At 49.8% G+C, this 16,096-nt stretch carries 10 protein-coding genes; 4 read left to right on the top strand and 6 right to left on the bottom strand.

The window, feature by feature from the left end; translation table 11 throughout:
• Positions 1–207 precede the first annotated feature (207 nt).
• Positions 208–1,626, top strand: coding sequence for an MBOAT family O-acyltransferase (locus tag B0I18_RS17220; RefSeq protein ID WP_106523984.1), 1,419 nt, complete (start codon positions 208–210; stop codon positions 1,624–1,626).
• 5 nt (positions 1,627–1,631) lie between these two features.
• A complete protein-coding gene (locus B0I18_RS17215) occupies positions 1,632–2,783 on the top strand; it encodes an alginate O-acetyltransferase AlgX-related protein (protein ID WP_106523983.1) in 1,152 nt (383 codons plus the stop codon).
• A 667-nt stretch (positions 2,784–3,450) separates the two neighbouring features.
• On the opposite strand, the gene gcvP is transcribed toward B0I18_RS17215, so the two are convergent.
• Positions 3,451–6,339, bottom strand: a complete 2,889-nt coding sequence (gene gcvP, locus B0I18_RS17210; RefSeq protein ID WP_106523982.1) for an aminomethyl-transferring glycine dehydrogenase — start codon at positions 6,337–6,339, stop codon at positions 3,451–3,453.
• A 218-nt stretch (positions 6,340–6,557) separates the two neighbouring features.
• On the opposite strand from gcvP, the gene B0I18_RS17205 reads away from it, so the two are divergent.
• A complete protein-coding gene (locus B0I18_RS17205; RefSeq protein ID WP_106523981.1) occupies positions 6,558–8,984 on the top strand; it encodes a TonB-dependent receptor in 2,427 nt (808 codons plus the stop codon).
• A gap of 338 nt (positions 8,985–9,322) precedes the next feature.
• Here the strand turns inward: B0I18_RS17205 and B0I18_RS17200 are convergent, their stop codons facing one another.
• Positions 9,323–10,231, bottom strand: coding sequence for a ribonuclease Z (locus B0I18_RS17200; RefSeq protein ID WP_106523980.1), 909 nt, complete (start codon positions 10,229–10,231; stop codon positions 9,323–9,325).
• The gene (locus B0I18_RS17195; RefSeq protein ID WP_106523979.1) at positions 10,228–10,602 is read right to left on the bottom strand and encodes an STAS domain-containing protein; all 375 of its coding nucleotides are present in this window, start codon (positions 10,600–10,602) and stop codon (positions 10,228–10,230) included. The genes B0I18_RS17200 and B0I18_RS17195 overlap by 4 nt, the downstream gene beginning before the upstream one ends.
• Positions 10,603–10,904: 302 nt before the next feature.
• Here B0I18_RS17195 and B0I18_RS17190 point away from each other — a divergent pair, with 302 nt between their 5' ends.
• Positions 10,905–13,460: an ATP-dependent Clp protease ATP-binding subunit gene (locus tag B0I18_RS17190; protein WP_106523978.1), complete on the top strand. Its 2,556-nt coding sequence runs from the start codon at positions 10,905–10,907 to the stop codon at positions 13,458–13,460.
• A gap of 117 nt (positions 13,461–13,577) precedes the next feature.
• On the opposite strand, the gene B0I18_RS17185 is transcribed toward B0I18_RS17190, so the two are convergent.
• Genes B0I18_RS17185 through B0I18_RS17175 form a run of 3 tightly spaced genes read right to left on the bottom strand, consistent with a single transcriptional unit; the run spans position 13,578 to position 16,027 of the window.
• Positions 13,578–14,222 carry a hypothetical protein gene (locus tag B0I18_RS17185; RefSeq protein WP_106523977.1) on the bottom strand — a complete coding sequence of 215 codons (645 nt, stop codon included), beginning with the start codon at positions 14,220–14,222 and terminating at the stop codon, positions 13,578–13,580.
• A gap of 56 nt (positions 14,223–14,278) precedes the next feature.
• Positions 14,279–15,097 carry a hypothetical protein gene (locus B0I18_RS17180; RefSeq protein ID WP_106523976.1) on the bottom strand — a complete coding sequence of 273 codons (819 nt, stop codon included), beginning with the start codon at positions 15,095–15,097 and terminating at the stop codon, positions 14,279–14,281.
• A gap of 9 nt (positions 15,098–15,106) precedes the next feature.
• On the bottom strand, positions 15,107–16,027 hold the full coding sequence (locus B0I18_RS17175) for an ATP-grasp domain-containing protein (protein ID WP_106523975.1): 921 nt from the start codon (positions 16,025–16,027) through the stop codon (positions 15,107–15,109).
• Between the last annotated feature and the right edge of the window lie 69 nt (positions 16,028–16,096).

Here is a 16,096-nt window from a genome sequence, read left to right as displayed (position 1 = left end):
CGTTACGACAGCCGAATATCCCGATTGATAAAGATGAGCAAGGTATGTAGAGCGGGTAGCACCTGTCCGCGGCATGCCGAGATACGCACGAGACGTTTTTAATTTATTGATTGTTTATGCTCCTTATTTGCTCTACGCGGTTCTGTCAGCATGTCTGCCGCATAGTAATGTTATCATGTCCTGATGCACAAAATACAACGGTAAGCTATGGTTTTTAGCAGCGTTGTTTTCGTGCTTTATTTCCTGCCCCTGTTCTTTACGGTATACTACCTGGTACCCGGCAAATGGAAGAATACTGCGATCCTGCTGGGGAGTATTATTTTCTATGCCTGGGGGGCGCCGCGGTTTATTTTTGTGATCCTTGGTACTACGGCTGTCGATTTCTTCCTGGTGCAGTATATGGACCGGCAGCAGACTGCCGGCAGGAGAAAATTACTGCTGTTCCTGTCGGTCTGTATCAACCTGGGCCTGCTTGTCTATTTCAAGTACAGCAACTTTTTTGTCGATAATGTCAATGTAGCCTTAAAGGCAATGGGGATGGGTACTATACCCTGGCTAAAGCTGGTGTTGCCGATCGGTATTTCCTTTTACACCTTTGAATCGCTCACTTACGTGGTCGACGTCTACCGTAAGGTACATGCCCCTTTGAAAAAATTCTGGGATTACCAGTTGTACATCCTCTTCTTTCCCAAACTCATTGCGGGCCCCATTGTGCGGTACCACGATATTGCCGGCCAGGTCTACGACCGTTCGGCCTATAGCGGGGTAGAGTACCGGCTCCGGGGATTATACCGCTTCTTTATCGGCCTGGGTAAAAAAGTACTTATTGCCAATGTGCTGGGGAGTTATGCCGATAAGGCCTTTACCATGCCGGTACAGGAGTTGGGTACGATGCATGCCTGGCTGGGCGCCCTCGCTTATACGTTCGAGATTTATTTCGATTTTTCGGGTTACTCGGATATGGCTATCGGTCTTGCGCTCATGATGGGTTTCCGGTTGCCGGAAAACTTTAATAATCCCTATACCGCTTTTTCCATTACTGATTTCTGGCGAAGGTGGCATATGACCCTGGGCGCCTGGATGCGCAATTACCTGTACATTCCTTTGGGGGGTAACCGGACCGGCAATAAGGGCAGGCTTTACTTTAATTTATGGATCGTATTCCTGGCCTCGGGATTATGGCATGGGGCCGCCTGGGGATTTATTATCTGGGGAGCTTATCACGGTTTGTTTCTTGTGCTGGAGCGGATGTTTTTACAAAAAGGATTACAACGGCTCAAACAGTTTGCCGCGGTCTATACTTTTTTCGTGGTGTTGATCGGCTGGGTATTTTTCCGTTTGGAACATTGGGGGCCTTCCGTGGCTTACCTGCGTCGCATGTTTAGCTTTAATCCCGGATTGATAGAAGGGGAGCCGCTTTTCTGGACGACCTTGTTTATTGCCGGCTTTTTTTCCTGTTTTACGTTGTTGCCTTACGGGCAATCCCTGCAGGACAAAGTCTACAATAACCCTTACAGCATGCGCCGGCATTATATCCTGTTCGCGGTTACGGTTTGCCTGTTCGTGTTGAGTGTAGGCACACTGCTGACCAGTAGTTTTAACCCCTTTATTTATTTCAGGTTTTAATCGCGATGAAAGAAAAACCTTTATACCTGTTGTTGGGTTTCCTGGCCCTGCTGTTGTGGCTTCCCTTATTGCAGGGGCAGCTTAAGATCGTTAACAGCGGCACGCTTTCGGGTATGGTAGCCGCCGATAGCACAACAACGCAGTTTACCCTGGAACGCTGGCTGGACGGCTCTTTTCAGCAGGCTGTCAATGAGAAGGCGCAGGTAAATACCGGCTTTCGCCCCGATTTTATACGGCTCCGCAACCAGCTCGATTATACGCTGTTCAGAAAGGTAAATGCGCAGGTGGTGGTCGGCAGGAACGACAATCTTTTCGAGCAGGCTTATATCGACGCTTATTTTGGCCGCGACTTTGCCGGCAGCGAAGCTATACAGGAAAGGGTACGTACGCTCAGGTACGTGCAGGATACCCTGGACAAGCTGGGCAAAACACTGGTGTTTATTTATGCACCGAATAAGGCGCGGTTTATGCCGGAGAACCTGCCCCGCCAGGCTTACGACGAGACCCGGACGGGTCCGACCAATTATGATGTTTATAAAAAATACGGCGAAGCAGCAGGATTGCGGCAGATCGATTTTAATGCATGGTTCCGGGATGCAGGCAGGAAAATGAAACATCCTGTATACGGCCGGCCCGGTATACACTGGACGGAGTATGGCGCCTTACTGGCCGCCGACAGTTTCCGTAATTTTATGAATGCATTGCCGCATCGCCGTTTCGCGCTCCCGGAGCTGATCTGGAACGATGCACAGGAAGGCGTTACTTCGGGACCGCAAGGGGCGGAAGACGACCTGGGCAAATTATTGAATCTTATCGTGCCCATTTCGGATAACACGTTTTTTCACCCTTACCTGGAAGTCCGTTCGGATGATAAACAGCCAAAGCCCGCCGCTATTTACATTGCCGACAGTTATATGTGGATGTGGAGCGACATCGGCATCCCGCAGCGCCTGAACAGCCGGTACCAGTTCTGGTCGTATTTTTATGATGTATGGTCCTCTGAATGGCCGGATAAGAAAAATATCAAGGATATCGACCCCATGGCCGAGGTGATGCGGTCGGACTGGATCGTGATGTTGTACACCGAATGCAATTTTGCCCGCCCGGGCGGCGATTTTCCCGAAAGGGCTTATGCCTATTTCACTGGGAAAAAATAGAAAGCGATAACCTTACTACCCACACAATTTTAGGATCAGGCAGAATTTCTGGGGGGATTAAAAATTGAGCCTGCAGATCTGTTCCTCTATTATTTATTCAAGGAAAATTAATAGGGATCGCTTATGCTATCCTGGATAGATAAATATACTGCAATACCAGGTTCTGGCGGGCGAATGGGATCCCGCGAATTTCATTTTTCTCGCAGCGAGCGCGGCGTCGCAGCGAGAAAAAAATAGAGTTAGATTAACCGGATCGCTTTGTCGGCTCCCATATGCTTCTTTGTCTTTTGCCTGATCGGATGTGTCGGTAAAAGGCACTCTTCCCCGCGACCTATTTGGCGAAGGTCGTTGCGCAGAGCATGACGGACATGGATCTGGGCTTTAATCTATCTTAAATCCTTCACGGGCATCTGTCCATTGCTCCCTGTTGTCCTAGGTCATCGACTATGCTATTCTTTAGGGTTCAAATTTATAAAGCGTCCCTGTATAGAAGAAATAAGATGAAATACAAGGCATCTTGATCTGCCCCAGCTTTTCCGCTTGATCCCAATTTTACCCGGCATTTTACCTGTGCCGCATAGGCAGCCAAGATAATTTTATAGCAAACGAAAAAGGGTACAGGTTTATAACCTGTACCCTTTTTATATTGTTGTGGCTATCGCCGGTATTATGCTTCCTGCATATACGATTCAGTAGGTTCGCAGGTACAGATCAGGTTACGGTCGCCTACGGTATTGTTTACACGGGCAACAGAAGGCCAGAACTTGCTGGACAGGATATACGTCAGCGGGAACGCTGCTGTCTCGCGGGTATAAGGCTTATCCCAATCAGAAGTGATCACGGCCATCTGGGTATGCGGTGCATTTTTCAGCGGGTTGTTTTTGGTGTCGGCATGGCCGTCTTCAATCGCTTTGATCTCTTCCCTTATGGATAACAGGGCTTCGCAGAAACGGTCCAGTTCGCTCTTGTCCTCACTTTCGGTAGGCTCGATCATGATCGTCCCGGCAACCGGGAAGCTCATGGTTGGTGCGTGGAAGCCATAGTCCATAAGGCGTTTGGCGATATCTTCCGCTTCGATCTCGGCTGTTTTCTTAAACGGACGGAGGTCTACGATAAACTCGTGTGCGCAGGTGCCGTTGGCGCCGGAGTAAAGGATAGGATAGTCGTTCTGCAGGCGGGCCTTCATGTAGTTGGCATTCAGGATCGCGTAGCGGGTTGCGGCTTCCAGGCCATCGGGGCCCAGCATACGGATATAAGCATAGCTGATCAGCAGGATAGAAGCAGAACCGAATGGCGCTGCAGAAACACCATGCTGCCAGTTGCTGTCGCCGGTGGTATCCTTTCCGAATACGTGTCCGGGCAGGAATGGCTCGAGGTGTGCAGCCACACAGATGGGACCCATGCCGGGACCGCCACCGCCATGCGGGATTGCAAAGGTTTTATGCAGGTTGAGGTGACATACATCCGCACCGATATAACCGGGGGCAGTAAGGCCTACCTGTGCATTCATGTTGGCGCCGTCCATATATACCTGGCCGCCGTTGGCATGAATGATGTCGATAATGTCTTTTACGCTTTCTTCGTAGATACCGTAAGTAGAAGGGTAGGTGATCATCACACCGGCAAGGTTGGCCGCGTGTTGCTCGGCTTTTGCCTTCAGATCTTCCACATCGATATTACCGTTTTCGAGTGCCTTAACCACTACTACCTTATAACCCGCCATTACTGCAGAGGCAGGATTGGTGCCGTGTGCAGAGATCGGGATCAGGATGATGTTACGGTGGCCTTCGTTACGGCTTTCATGGTAACCGCGTATCGCCAGCAGACCGGCATACTCGCCGGAAGCGCCACTGTTGGGCTGCAGGCTGCAGGCGGCAAAACCGGTAATCTCGCTCAGGTATTGCTCCAGTTCTTTTACGATCTGCAGGTAACCTTTGGCCTGGTCTACCGGGGTAAACGGGTGGATCTTGCTCCAATGGCCCCAGCTCAGCGGGATCATTTCGGTAGCGGCATTCAATTTCATGGTGCAGCTGCCCAGGGAGATCATACTGGTGTTAAGGCTCAGGTCCTTGTTCTCCAGGAATTTGATATAACGCATCATCTGCGTTTCGCTGTGGTGCTTGTTAAACACTTCGTGGGTCAGGTAATCAGAGGTACGTACCAGTTCGGCCGGAACGCCGTGCAGTACTTTCTCTTCTTCGAGGCTGTACGATACTGCGCCTTCCACCAGGTTTACCGCATTGATGATATCGGCAAGGTCTTCGAATGTTGTGGTCTCGTCGAGCGCTATACCGATCAGGTTGCCGGGGAAGTAACGGAAATTGATGTTGAACGCCAGGGCTTTTTCTTTAATCGCTGCTACCTTATCGGTTTTGATTACGATAGTATCGAAGAACGAAGAAGAAACCAGTTCCTGACCTGCAGCAGTGAGGGCGTCGGCCAGGGTCTGGGTCAGCACATTGATGCGGGAGGCGATGTTTTTCAGGCCCTGTGGACCGTGGAAAACGGCATACATAGCAGCCATATTCGCCAGCAGCGCCTGTGCGGTACAGATATTGGAAGTTGCTTTTTCGCGTTTGATGTGCTGCTCGCGGGTTTGCAGCGCCATGCGCAGCGCACGGTTGCCATTGGCATCCACGCTTACGCCGATAATACGGCCGGGGATATGACGTTTGAATTCGTCCTTGCAGGTAAAGAACGCAGCGTGCGGACCACCGAAACCGAGGGGTACGCCAAATCGCTGGGAGTTACCGAAAGCCGCGTCAGCGCCCAGTTCGCCGGGAGCGGTGAGCAGGGTAAGCGCCAGCAGGTCGGTAGCCATACCCACATAAGCGCCGGCTGCATGTACCTGCTCGATAAATGCACGGTAGTCTTCTACGGAACCTTTATCGTTGGGATATTGTACCAGTGCACCGAAGTACTGGTCGTCGATTACGGCTGTTTTATAATCGCCGAATACCAGCTCGATATTCAGGGGCTCGGCGCGTGTTACCAGTACGTCTTTGGTTTGCGGGTACATTTCCTGGTCCACAAACATTTTCGGACGGTCCAGTTTGTCGTGGCTCCTGTTCAGCAGGTTGAAGAACATCGCCATAGCTTCTGCAGCGGCGGTAGCCTCGTCCAGCAGCGATGCATTGGCAATCGGCAATGCAGTAAGATCGCTTACAATGGTCTGGAAATTCAGCAGGCTTTCGAGACGGCCCTGGGCGATCTCGGCCTGGTAAGGCGTGTATTGGGTATACCAACCCGGGTTTTCAAAAACGTTACGGAGAATAACGCTGGGGGTATGGGTATCATAATAACCCTGGCCGATATAAGTTTTGGACACTTTATTACCCAGGGAAATATTCTTAAGCTGACGAAGATATTCTGCCTCGCTTACAGCAGCAGGAAGTTCAAGGGGCCTGGGCAGGCGGATGGCCTTCGGTACCGTTTTGTCGATCAGTTCATCAAGACTGTCGATGCCGATCGTATCAAGCATTTCGCGGGTTTCCTGTTCATCAGGACCAACATGGCGTTGGAGAAATTCGTGCTGCAACTGAGCAAAAAGGTTCATATCAATTAGTAAGAAAGGTAAAAGAATGTGCAAAATTAGCAATAATTCGGATAATAATGTATAAAGCTTGCAAGGGTATCAGCCCTTACAATAGTCTTATAGTTTTCTCCTTTCCCTGCCTATCCCTTTCTTTTTCACAAATAAATGTTAAACCATGTACTTTGTATTGCAAGGTACCTACATTTGCAATGTAATATGTGAAAACAAATACTATAGCTATGAAAACAAAAATTTTAACAAGTATCCTCGTCCTGGCCGGCGCGCTTATGGCGCAGGCACAAACGGCAGGACAAATAGCAGGCCGGGTTATCGACGCCTACGACCAGCCGCTCGAGGTCGTAACGGTTTCCCTGCTCCAGGCAGCAGATAGCAACCTGGTGCGGGCATCGATTACTGATTCGGCCGGTAATTTTGAATTGACAGCCGATAAAGAGGGCCGCTTCTTACTCGGATACACCATGATCGGTTATAAACCGGCCTATACGGCAGTCTTTACCGCCGGACCAGGCGCCGGTTATAATGCTCCGTTGCTGCGCTTGCAGAGCGAAAGCAAACAAATCAAGGATGTGGTGATCACCTCGGCCAAACCCATGATCGAATCGCATGGCGATAAACTCGTGTTTAACGTCGAGAACAGCATCAATGCCACGGGTAGCAATGCGCTCGAACTGCTCCAGAAAAGCCCGGGCGTAATGGTCGATAACAACGAGAACATTACCCTGCGGGGCAAGAATGGCGTTAAGGTTTATATCGATGGTAAAATGACGCAGCTGGACAGCAAGAGCCTGGCCGATTACCTGAAAAGCATCAACAGTAGCGATGTCGAGGCTATCGAGCTGATCGCCAATCCCGGCGCTAAATTCGACGCCAGCGGTAATGCGGGCATCATCAATATCCGGCTGAAGAAGAATAAGAAATTTGGTACCAACGGTATGGCCGAACTGGGCCTGGGCCGGGGTAAGGACTGGCGCAAGAATGGCTCCCTGAGCCTGAACTACCGCAACAAGAAGCTCAATGTCTTCAGCAATATAAGCGGGGCAGCCAATAAGTACGAAAATGATCTGCGCATCTACCGTACGCAAAAAGATACGGTGTATAACCAGCAAACGGTTATGTATAAAGACCGGAAGAGCCTCAACATCAAGGCGGGCGCCGATTATTTCCTCGATAGTAAAAATACGCTGGGCGTACTCGTCAATACCAATTTCGCGGGCGGCTCCTTTGGCAGTGGCGGCGCTACAGACATCGAATTGCCGGTTACGGGCCAGTTGCTGAAAACCATACGTTCCACGAACGATATGCCGCAAAGCAGTACCAATGCGAACTTCAACCTCAACTACCGTTATGCGGATACGAATGGTACGGTAATCAGTTTCGACGGCGATTATGGCCTCTACCGCGGCACATCCCGCAGCTATCAGCCCAACCAGTATTACGATGCAGGCAATAATTACCTGTATTCGGTAATCAACGGCAACCGCATGCCTACGGATATCGACATCTATACGGCCAAACTGGATATCGAACATAAACTGGGCAAAGGAAAACTCGGCTACGGGCTTAAAACGGCCTATGTCAGGACCAACAATGCTTTTGACTTTTACAACTACAATGGTGACGACCAACCAATAAGGGACCTGGGTATGAGCAACAGTTTTGTGTATACGGAAAATGTAAATGCGGCCTATGCCAGCTACGAGCGGCCCCTGGGCAAGCAATGGAACCTGAAGGCCGGATTGCGTATGGAGCATACGGGCAGCAAAGGATCGCTGGACCGCGCCGATGGTAAGGTACAGGCGGATAACGTGGTGAAGCGGGATTACCTCGACTTCTTTCCGAGTGCGGCGTTGCATTATAAACTTAACGAGGCCAATAGCTTCGGCCTGGTGTACAGCAGGCGTATCGACCGTCCCGACTACCAGGACCTGAACCCCTTCGAGATAAAGATCGACCAGCTTACGTTTGAGAAAGGTAATGCCTTCCTGAAACCGCAGTATACCGATAACATTGAATTGAATTATGCCTTCAAATCCTTGTTCACGGCCAGTCTTAGCTATAGCCATGTTAAAGATTACGCGGTAAAGGTTGCCGATACGATCAACGGTAATGCCTCTTACCTGCAGGAGCATAATATTGCCTCGCAACGCATCCTGGGACTTGAACTCGGCTCGTCTTTACCTATTGCCAAATGGTGGACCGGTTATGTAAATGTATGGTTTAACTACAGGGCTATAGAAGGCAGCTTTAACAACATCAGCCTGGATATGAAGTCGCCGGGTTACGGCATTTATATGCAGCACACGTTCCAGTTGGGCAAAGGGTACTCCGCCGAACTGAGCAGCTGGTACGACGGCAAAACGCTCGAAGGCACCTGGAAGCGGAAGTCGCTGGGCACGGTAGACGTAGGTTTCCGTAAAAAATTCCTGGACGACCGGGCAACGGTTAAGGTTACGGTTACCGATGTGTTCCGTACTATGCGTTTCCGTGCGCTTACCGACTATGGCGGCACCCGGCTTGATATCGTTCAGCGCAATGATCCTACTTCGGTCCGCATCAACTTCAGCTACCGTTTTGGCAGCAACGAGATCCGGGAGGCCCGTCAGCGCAAAACCGCTTCCGACAGCGAATCCAGCAGGATTAGGTAGGGTGGGTATTGGGTATTGGGTATTGGGATGTGAGTATTGATAAGAGCCGGATGACAACCATCCTCTTGATACTTCATGCTTTACACGCTTATAAAGCCAGCTAACTAATGAGTTCCTTCGCTATGCTCAGGATGACAACAACCCTTTATCGCATCACTCAAACAAAGCCAGCTAACTAATGAGCTCCTTCGCGATGCTCAGGATGACAATCACCCTCTTAATTCTTCATGCTTTACATGCTAACAAAGCCAGCTAACTAATGAGATCCTTCGCTGCGCTCAGGATGACATCTAACATCTAATATCTAAAATCTAATATCTCACATCTCACATCTCCCCCTATATCTCATACGTTGTTCCTTCCGTGGTAATTTCCACATCGGGGAAGATGGCGCTGGCTTCGGTATAAAAAGGGGAAAGGTCCTGGTACTTGGAGGAGAAATGCCCGAGCAGGAGACGTTTTACCGCTGCCTTGCCCGCTAATTCAGCGGCCTGGGCGGCGGTACTGTGAAAGCGGTCGAAAGCCCGTTCCCGGTTGTCGTCCAGGTAGGTGCTTTCGTGGTAAAGGGCATCGGCATTACGGATAAAAGGCAGGATGGACTCCGTGTACAGGGTATCGGCGGCATAGGCGTACCGTTTGTCGGGATTGCCTTCTGTCGTTACCTCTTCGTTTTTGATCAGGCGGCCATCGCGGCGCAGGTAGTCTTCGCCCTGTTTCAACTGGTTGTAGTAGGCGGCCGGTATTTCCAGCTCCTTACATTTTTCCGGGAGCAGTTTACGACCACTGCCTTTAAGCGTAAACACAAAGCCGTGGCAAGGTATACGGTGAATGACGGGGAAACAGCTTACCTTAAAATGGGGCGTATCGACCAGGTCGCGCACTACACCTTCTTCAAGACCCTCGAAATGAAGTACATAGGGCAGGGTAGTGCCGGCAACTGCCAGGTGCAGGTCAATAATGTCCTTGAGTGCGGGCGGACCATAGATGCACAGGGGTGCGGTACGTCCGAGCAGGCCCATACTGGTAAGCAGGCCGATAAGACCAAAGTAATGATCGCCATGTAAATGGCTGATAAATATGTAGTTGATTCTTCTGCGGCGGATGTTATACCGTTGCAGCTGGATCTGGGTACCTTCGCCGCAATCCATAAGCAGCAGCTGTTCCCTCAATTCTATAATCTGGGCCGTGGGGTGACGGTCATACGCCGGCAGTGCCGAATTGTTGCCTAAAATGGTAACCCGGATCATAATTCTTTAAAGAGGTCTCTTTCCAATACTTCCATACTGATAATATCCACGGCTTCCTGCATGGAAGGCGTCAGGTTCAGGCTCAGGTGAAATTGCTGTTGTTTCATGGTCTGCAATACACATTCCGGCACTTCGGTAAACACCAGGGAAGAATCCTGGTTATACAGGGATTGGTGAAGCTCGATAAGCTGGTTACCGGCAGCAATTTCCATATCACTGCAATTATGTAAGTTGACGATGAAGTTGTGACTGCCTGTTATGGTAAGTTCTGCTATCTTTTGTCGTATCTCCTCTGCCAAATTAGCACTTAATGCGCCGGTTTCCGGCGTAATTACAGTGTAAGTTGGTTTGGTATCAATTTTGAATTCCATTGTATTAAGCGGATAAATTTATTGGTACTTTGACAGTGTAAAAGCTAAAAGGTTCAAAATTAGCGTAAAAAACGTATTGAACGCTCTTGTCCATATACAAGAATAATGCATTTTCAATAATTATCAAATTTATCTAACTTAGCATTTTATAAAATATTCCCGTTCGTTTTAAACCAGAAATTACTTTTGACCGTTTATAGGATAGACGGATTAAACAGCAGCGACACTGGCATAATGTTTGATCTTTTACTATTAAGTCTTTCCTTTGTTTTTAACGAATTCAATTTTTGAAACATCCCGATATGGATTCTAATTTCTCACCAAAAGTAAAAGAGATCATTTCTTACAGCCGCGAAGAAGCACTCCGATTAGGCAATGATTTTATAGGAACGGAACATTTGTTACTCGGCCTCATCCGCGAAGGAGAAAGTATGGCCATGCGTATCCTGCAATCTTTCCAGATCGATTTGTTTGATTTACGGAAAGAAGTGGAGGTTGTTATTAAAGACAAAAACAATCGTACGGTAACCACCCCGAACAGTTTGCCCTTAACCCGGCAGGCAGAAAAAGTAATACGCATTACGGTGCTGGAGGCGAAAACGCTGAAGAGCCGTACTGTGGAGTCTGAACATTTAATGCTTTCTATCTTGAAAAATAAAGAAAATCCCGCAGCGCAGATCCTGCACAACCATGATGTGGATTATGAGCGCTTTAAAAATGAATTAAGCATTCTCCAGGGCGATATGCCCGGTGCAGAATATACCGGCGACCAGGGTTCCGAAGAATTCGAGGACGAAGAACGCCGTCAATACCAGCAACGTCAGCGCCAGGGTGGCGCAGCGGCCGGTAATGTAAAATCAAAAACCCCGGTACTGGACAATTTCGGCCGCGACATTACGCGCATGGCCGAACTGGGCAACCTTGACCCGATCGTAGGCCGCGAGCAAGAGATCGAAAGGGTAAGCCAGATCCTGTCGCGCCGTAAAAAGAATAACCCGATCCTGATCGGTGAGCCGGGCGTGGGTAAAACCGCGATCGTGGAAGGCCTTGCCCTGCGTATCGTGCAAAGAAAAGTTTCCCGTATCCTGTTCGACAAACGCGTCATCAGCCTGGATCTTGCAGCACTGGTAGCCGGTACCAAATACCGTGGCCAGTTCGAAGAACGTATGAAGGCGATCATGAACGAGCTGGAGAAAAACAGGGACGTGATCCTGTTTATCGATGAGATCCACACGATTGTTGGCGCAGGTGGCGCTTCCGGTTCGCTCGATGCCTCCAATATTTTCAAACCGGCACTGTCCCGTGGTGAGCTGCAGTGTATCGGCGCCTCTACCCTCGACGAGTACCGTATGTACATCGAGAAAGACGGAGCCCTTGACCGCCGCTTCCAGAAAGTGCTGATCGAACCGCCTAGCGTGGACGAAACCATCGCGATCCTCAACAACATCCGTACCAAGTACGAAGAGTTCCACAATGTAACTTACGATAAGGATGCCGTGGAGGCTTGTGTGAAGCTGAGCGACCGGTATATGACCGACCGCCTTCTGCCCGATAAAGCGATCGACGTAATGGATGAAGTAGGCGCCAGGGTGCACCTCAAAAACATCAATGTACCGAAGAATATCCTGGATCTCGAAAAGAGCATCGAAGATATCAAACTGGAAAAAAACAAAGTCGTGAAGAGCCAGCGCTTCGAAGAAGCAGCCGCACTGCGCGATAAAGAAAAACGCCTCGGTGAAGAACTGGAAAAAGCCAAAAGCGATTGGGAAGAAGAAGTGAAACACAAACGCTACCCGATCCACGACGAAGATATCGCTGAAGTAGTGAGCATGATGACCGGTATCCCGGTAATGCGTATGGTGGAAGCCGAAAGCGAGAAGCTGCGCCGTATGAGCGAAGACCTGAAAGGCATGGTAATCGGCCAGGACGAAGCCATCCAGAAAGTGGTGAAAGCCATTCAAAGGAACAGGGTGGGCCTGAAAGATCCGAAAAAACCGATCGGCTCCTTTATCTTCCTCGGACCTACCGGTGTGGGTAAAACAGAGCTGACCAAGGCCCTGGCCCGCTACCTGTTCGACAGCGAAGATGCGCTGATCCGTATCGATATGAGTGAGTACATGGAGAAATTCTCTCTGAGCCGACTGATCGGTGCACCTCCGGGTTATGTGGGTTATGAAGAAGGCGGACAGCTGACCGAGAAAGTACGCCGTAAACCTTACTCCGTAATCCTGCTCGATGAGATCGAAAAAGCACACCCCGATATCTTCAATATTCTGTTGCAGGTGCTCGACGACGGACAGCTTACCGATGGCCTGGGTCGTAAAGTCGACTTTAAAAACTCGATCATCATCATGACGTCCAATATCGGTGCACGCCAGTTGAAAGACTTTGGTGATGGTGTAGGTTTTGCTACCGCAGCGAAAGTGTCTACTTCAGAAGAAAACAACAGGGCGGTGATCGAAAGGGCGCTGAAACGCACTTTCAGCCCGGAATTCCTGAACAGGCTCGACGATGTGATCATCTTCAACTCGCTGACCGAAGAACATATCAACCTGATCATCGACATCATTATGAAAGATGTGATGAAACGGATGAATACCCTCGGCTTCTCGCTGGAACTTACCCCCGAAGCCAAGAAGTTTATTTCGGAGAAAGGTTATGATGTCCAGTTCGGTGCAAGGCCGTTGCACAGGGCGATCCAGAAATACCTCGAAGATCCGCTGGCCGAAGAGATCCTGAACCACAATATCAAAGAAGGCGACAAAGCTGTGGCCGACTACGATAAAGAGCAGGAGAAGATCGTGTTTACCGTGTCGAAAGGAAAAGACAAAAAAGAAAAGACAGAAACAAAAGACTAAGTTTTTTGAATAGTCATAAAGGCGAAACCCGGTCCTGGACCGGGTTTCGCCTTTTGTATTTTATAACTATGTTTTTCGGTAATGCTTATCGATAACCTGTAGGGCGGCCGGATGGTATTACTTTTTACCGAGGCGCAGCAGGTCGCTGTAAGCAGCTTTTATTCTTTTTTCTTCTTCCTGCAGAAAATCGGCGGCAAAAGGCGCACCGCAATCCTGGTTGTTGAGCAGGTGGGCGAGCCGGCCATGTAAGAAATAACAGCGGTTCTCCTCGATTTTGGAACTGTCGAAGTCGAAGGCTTCGGTATCCTGGTTGGCCTTCATGGCGGCACTGTCGTAATAGATAGGCCGGTTGTAGCGGTAGGTGCGTTCCAGTACAAAGGAAAGCTGTCCGTTGAGCAGGTAATACTCATCCAGTTGCTGGAACATTTCCCCGTATTGCCGCGCCACGATCTTTTGTAATAGCTGGCCCTGGTAATAAAACAAGGCATAACCACCTTCTGTCGTTTCGGTCAGGGACCGCTCCTTTACCCGGGTCCACCGGGTAGTCGAATTGATCTTTTTAAAGTTCTGCCTCGTGGCCTGCAACTGTTCCTGCAGGTATTCGTTTACCGGTATATCGTCTGTACTGCGGCTTTCTTTAAGTACGAGGGTGTCCCTGTTTTTAAGCGGGGCCTGTGCGGAGCTTGTTGTGACTGCGGCAAAGAGGGCCAGGATGGCCAGGCCCGTTTTGGCGTAGCGATGCTTTCTTGTTCGTGTTATCATGTTCTTTGGTTGCGCCTGTAAAGGGGGGCGGGACCTGCCGGTTGTTCCGCCAGTCCTTATTTCCGGCCTTCTTTGGTCTTATTGTATTGGGCTGCGGGTATTACCGTAAGCTTGTTGGTGGTGCAATCCCAGATGTTGACGTATTTATCTGAAACGACAATATGCTGTTTCCAGCCGGTATATTTCCCATACAACATCAAGGTACAGATATCCGTTGCCGTAATGAAATCGCCGGTTTCGGGCAGGTGTGTGTGCATGCCGCCCTCGCTTGTGGTACCGGGCTCATAGGGCAGGGTAAGCATGCTTTTATGCAGCCGTTTTTGATCCACGAGCGCGTAGGCCTTGTCAAAGGTAAGCAGGTAATCGTTGCCCAGGATCACAACGCCGTCTTCCGCGGGCCCGGTCAGTACATACACCTTTTTCTCGTTGTTGCTGATCAGTGGCACCAGGTTCCAGTCCGTCTTTTCGTACCGCCTGAAAAAACTGTCGTTCACCATGGCATATAAGGCCCGGGTACGGATTGTGTACAGCTCTTCTTCGGTATCGGTAAAGGGTCTTACGGCCAGTTCGATGGTGGCCTTGTCCGGGATAAAAGTGCTATCGAAGGTAATGGTGCCGATCACTTCGGGCGTATCAGCGTTGGAAAAGAAAATACATTTCGTTTTATCCTTGTCGGCATAGGAGAAGTAGCCGCCTATCTTATCCTGTTCGCGGTAAAAATCCCGGAACAGGTCTGTGCCGTACCAGGAGGCCATTTCGGACCTGTATAACATTTTGCCTTCTTCAACGATCGGTTGCGCCAGCTCCGTCGGATCTTCTTTTGCCGGCATGGAGCAAGCAGGCAGTGCCCATAACAGGAAGAGGTATTTTTTCATAGGATTGTTTTAGGTTGCGGTTACCAGGTATTTCTTCAGGGTATGATAAAACAGGGGAATGTCGGTTGCTTCCGGCAGACCGGCAACCTGACCATCGCCAAGCTCCATAATTATAAAGGCGCCATCTGTTTTGCGGGCAATGTCCATAGTAAAGAAATTGCTGTCTATCTTTTGTGCGATGGCTTCAAAAATGGTGGTATCGGGCAGTCCCGGCCGGTACCCGCCTTCTTCCCAATAGTTATAGATACCCAGGAGTTGCTTTTGGAGAAAAAACAGGCGGTATTCTTCGGTAAGTGGCATACCACTTTTCGTATGCAGCGTCAAAGGGCTAAGGTCCATAAATTCCCGGATCACGAGGCCTTCGTTCAGGTATTTGCCCCGGAGTTGCAGCAGGGTATCGATTACCTGCCGTAGCGCAGCGGTATCGGATGCCCGGGGCACAAAACAAGCCCTTGCCCAGTCGTGCTTTTCTGATTTTACAAAGTCTTTTACGACAACGGGGCGGTCTCCGAATACGGCGGCCTTGCCGATAAGCCTGGAGATGCTGTTTTCATCTTCCAGCTTTTCAAACACCGTTGCCGGTGTCAGGTCTTTAATCCGTTCCAGGCTATCGGGCAGGTAATGGCAATGCCGGTATTGTTGCGGGGTATTGACCAGGAAATAGTTTTTGGCCTTCAATGCGACATAGAGTAAGGTATACTGTTGCGGTGTCAGCATCCAGCCCCGGTAGATGAGGGGTACCGGGCCAGCCGCCGGTTGTATTTCCCGGGTGGCTTCAGCAGGTGAAGTGCCCGTCAGCGCTTCGTAGCTGAACAGGAGCAGGTTATAACCACTCGCTGCCGCGGCTACAGATTCGGCTGTAAAGTCGGGATCTGGTACCCCGGGTTGCAATGGGTTTTCGCAGAATAAGATACAAAGGGTAGGGTCCATGATAATGCCGCTGGTCTTGAATCGTGCCCGAAAGATATAAAAACAAACGACAGGAACCACGACCGGCCC

This window comes from Taibaiella chishuiensis (assembly GCF_003014535.1).
GTDB classification, from domain to species: Bacteria; Bacteroidota; Bacteroidia; order Chitinophagales; family Chitinophagaceae; genus Taibaiella; species Taibaiella chishuiensis.
Note: the sequence above shows the minus strand (reverse complement) of the source record. Positions and strands in the feature narration are given on the sequence as shown.

Coding starts and splice junctions, on each gene's coding strand:
- B0I18_RS17220 (WP_106523984.1), top strand. CDS start 208: ATGGTTTTTAGCAGCGTTGTTTTCGTGCTTTATTTCCTGCCCCTGTTC.
- B0I18_RS17215 (WP_106523983.1), top strand. CDS start 1,632: ATGAAAGAAAAACCTTTATACCTGTTGTTGGGTTTCCTGGCCCTGCTG.
- gcvP (WP_106523982.1), bottom strand. CDS start 6,339: ATGAACCTTTTTGCTCAGTTGCAGCACGAATTTCTCCAACGCCATGTT.
- B0I18_RS17205 (WP_106523981.1), top strand. CDS start 6,558: ATGAAAACAAAAATTTTAACAAGTATCCTCGTCCTGGCCGGCGCGCTT.
- B0I18_RS17200 (WP_106523980.1), bottom strand. CDS start 10,231: ATGATCCGGGTTACCATTTTAGGCAACAATTCGGCACTGCCGGCGTAT.
- B0I18_RS17195 (WP_106523979.1), bottom strand. CDS start 10,602: ATGGAATTCAAAATTGATACCAAACCAACTTACACTGTAATTACGCCG.
- B0I18_RS17190 (WP_106523978.1), top strand. CDS start 10,905: ATGGATTCTAATTTCTCACCAAAAGTAAAAGAGATCATTTCTTACAGC.
- B0I18_RS17185 (WP_106523977.1), bottom strand. CDS start 14,222: ATGATAACACGAACAAGAAAGCATCGCTACGCCAAAACGGGCCTGGCC.
- B0I18_RS17180 (WP_106523976.1), bottom strand. CDS start 15,097: ATGAAAAAATACCTCTTCCTGTTATGGGCACTGCCTGCTTGCTCCATG.
- B0I18_RS17175 (WP_106523975.1), bottom strand. CDS start 16,027: ATGGACCCTACCCTTTGTATCTTATTCTGCGAAAACCCATTGCAACCC.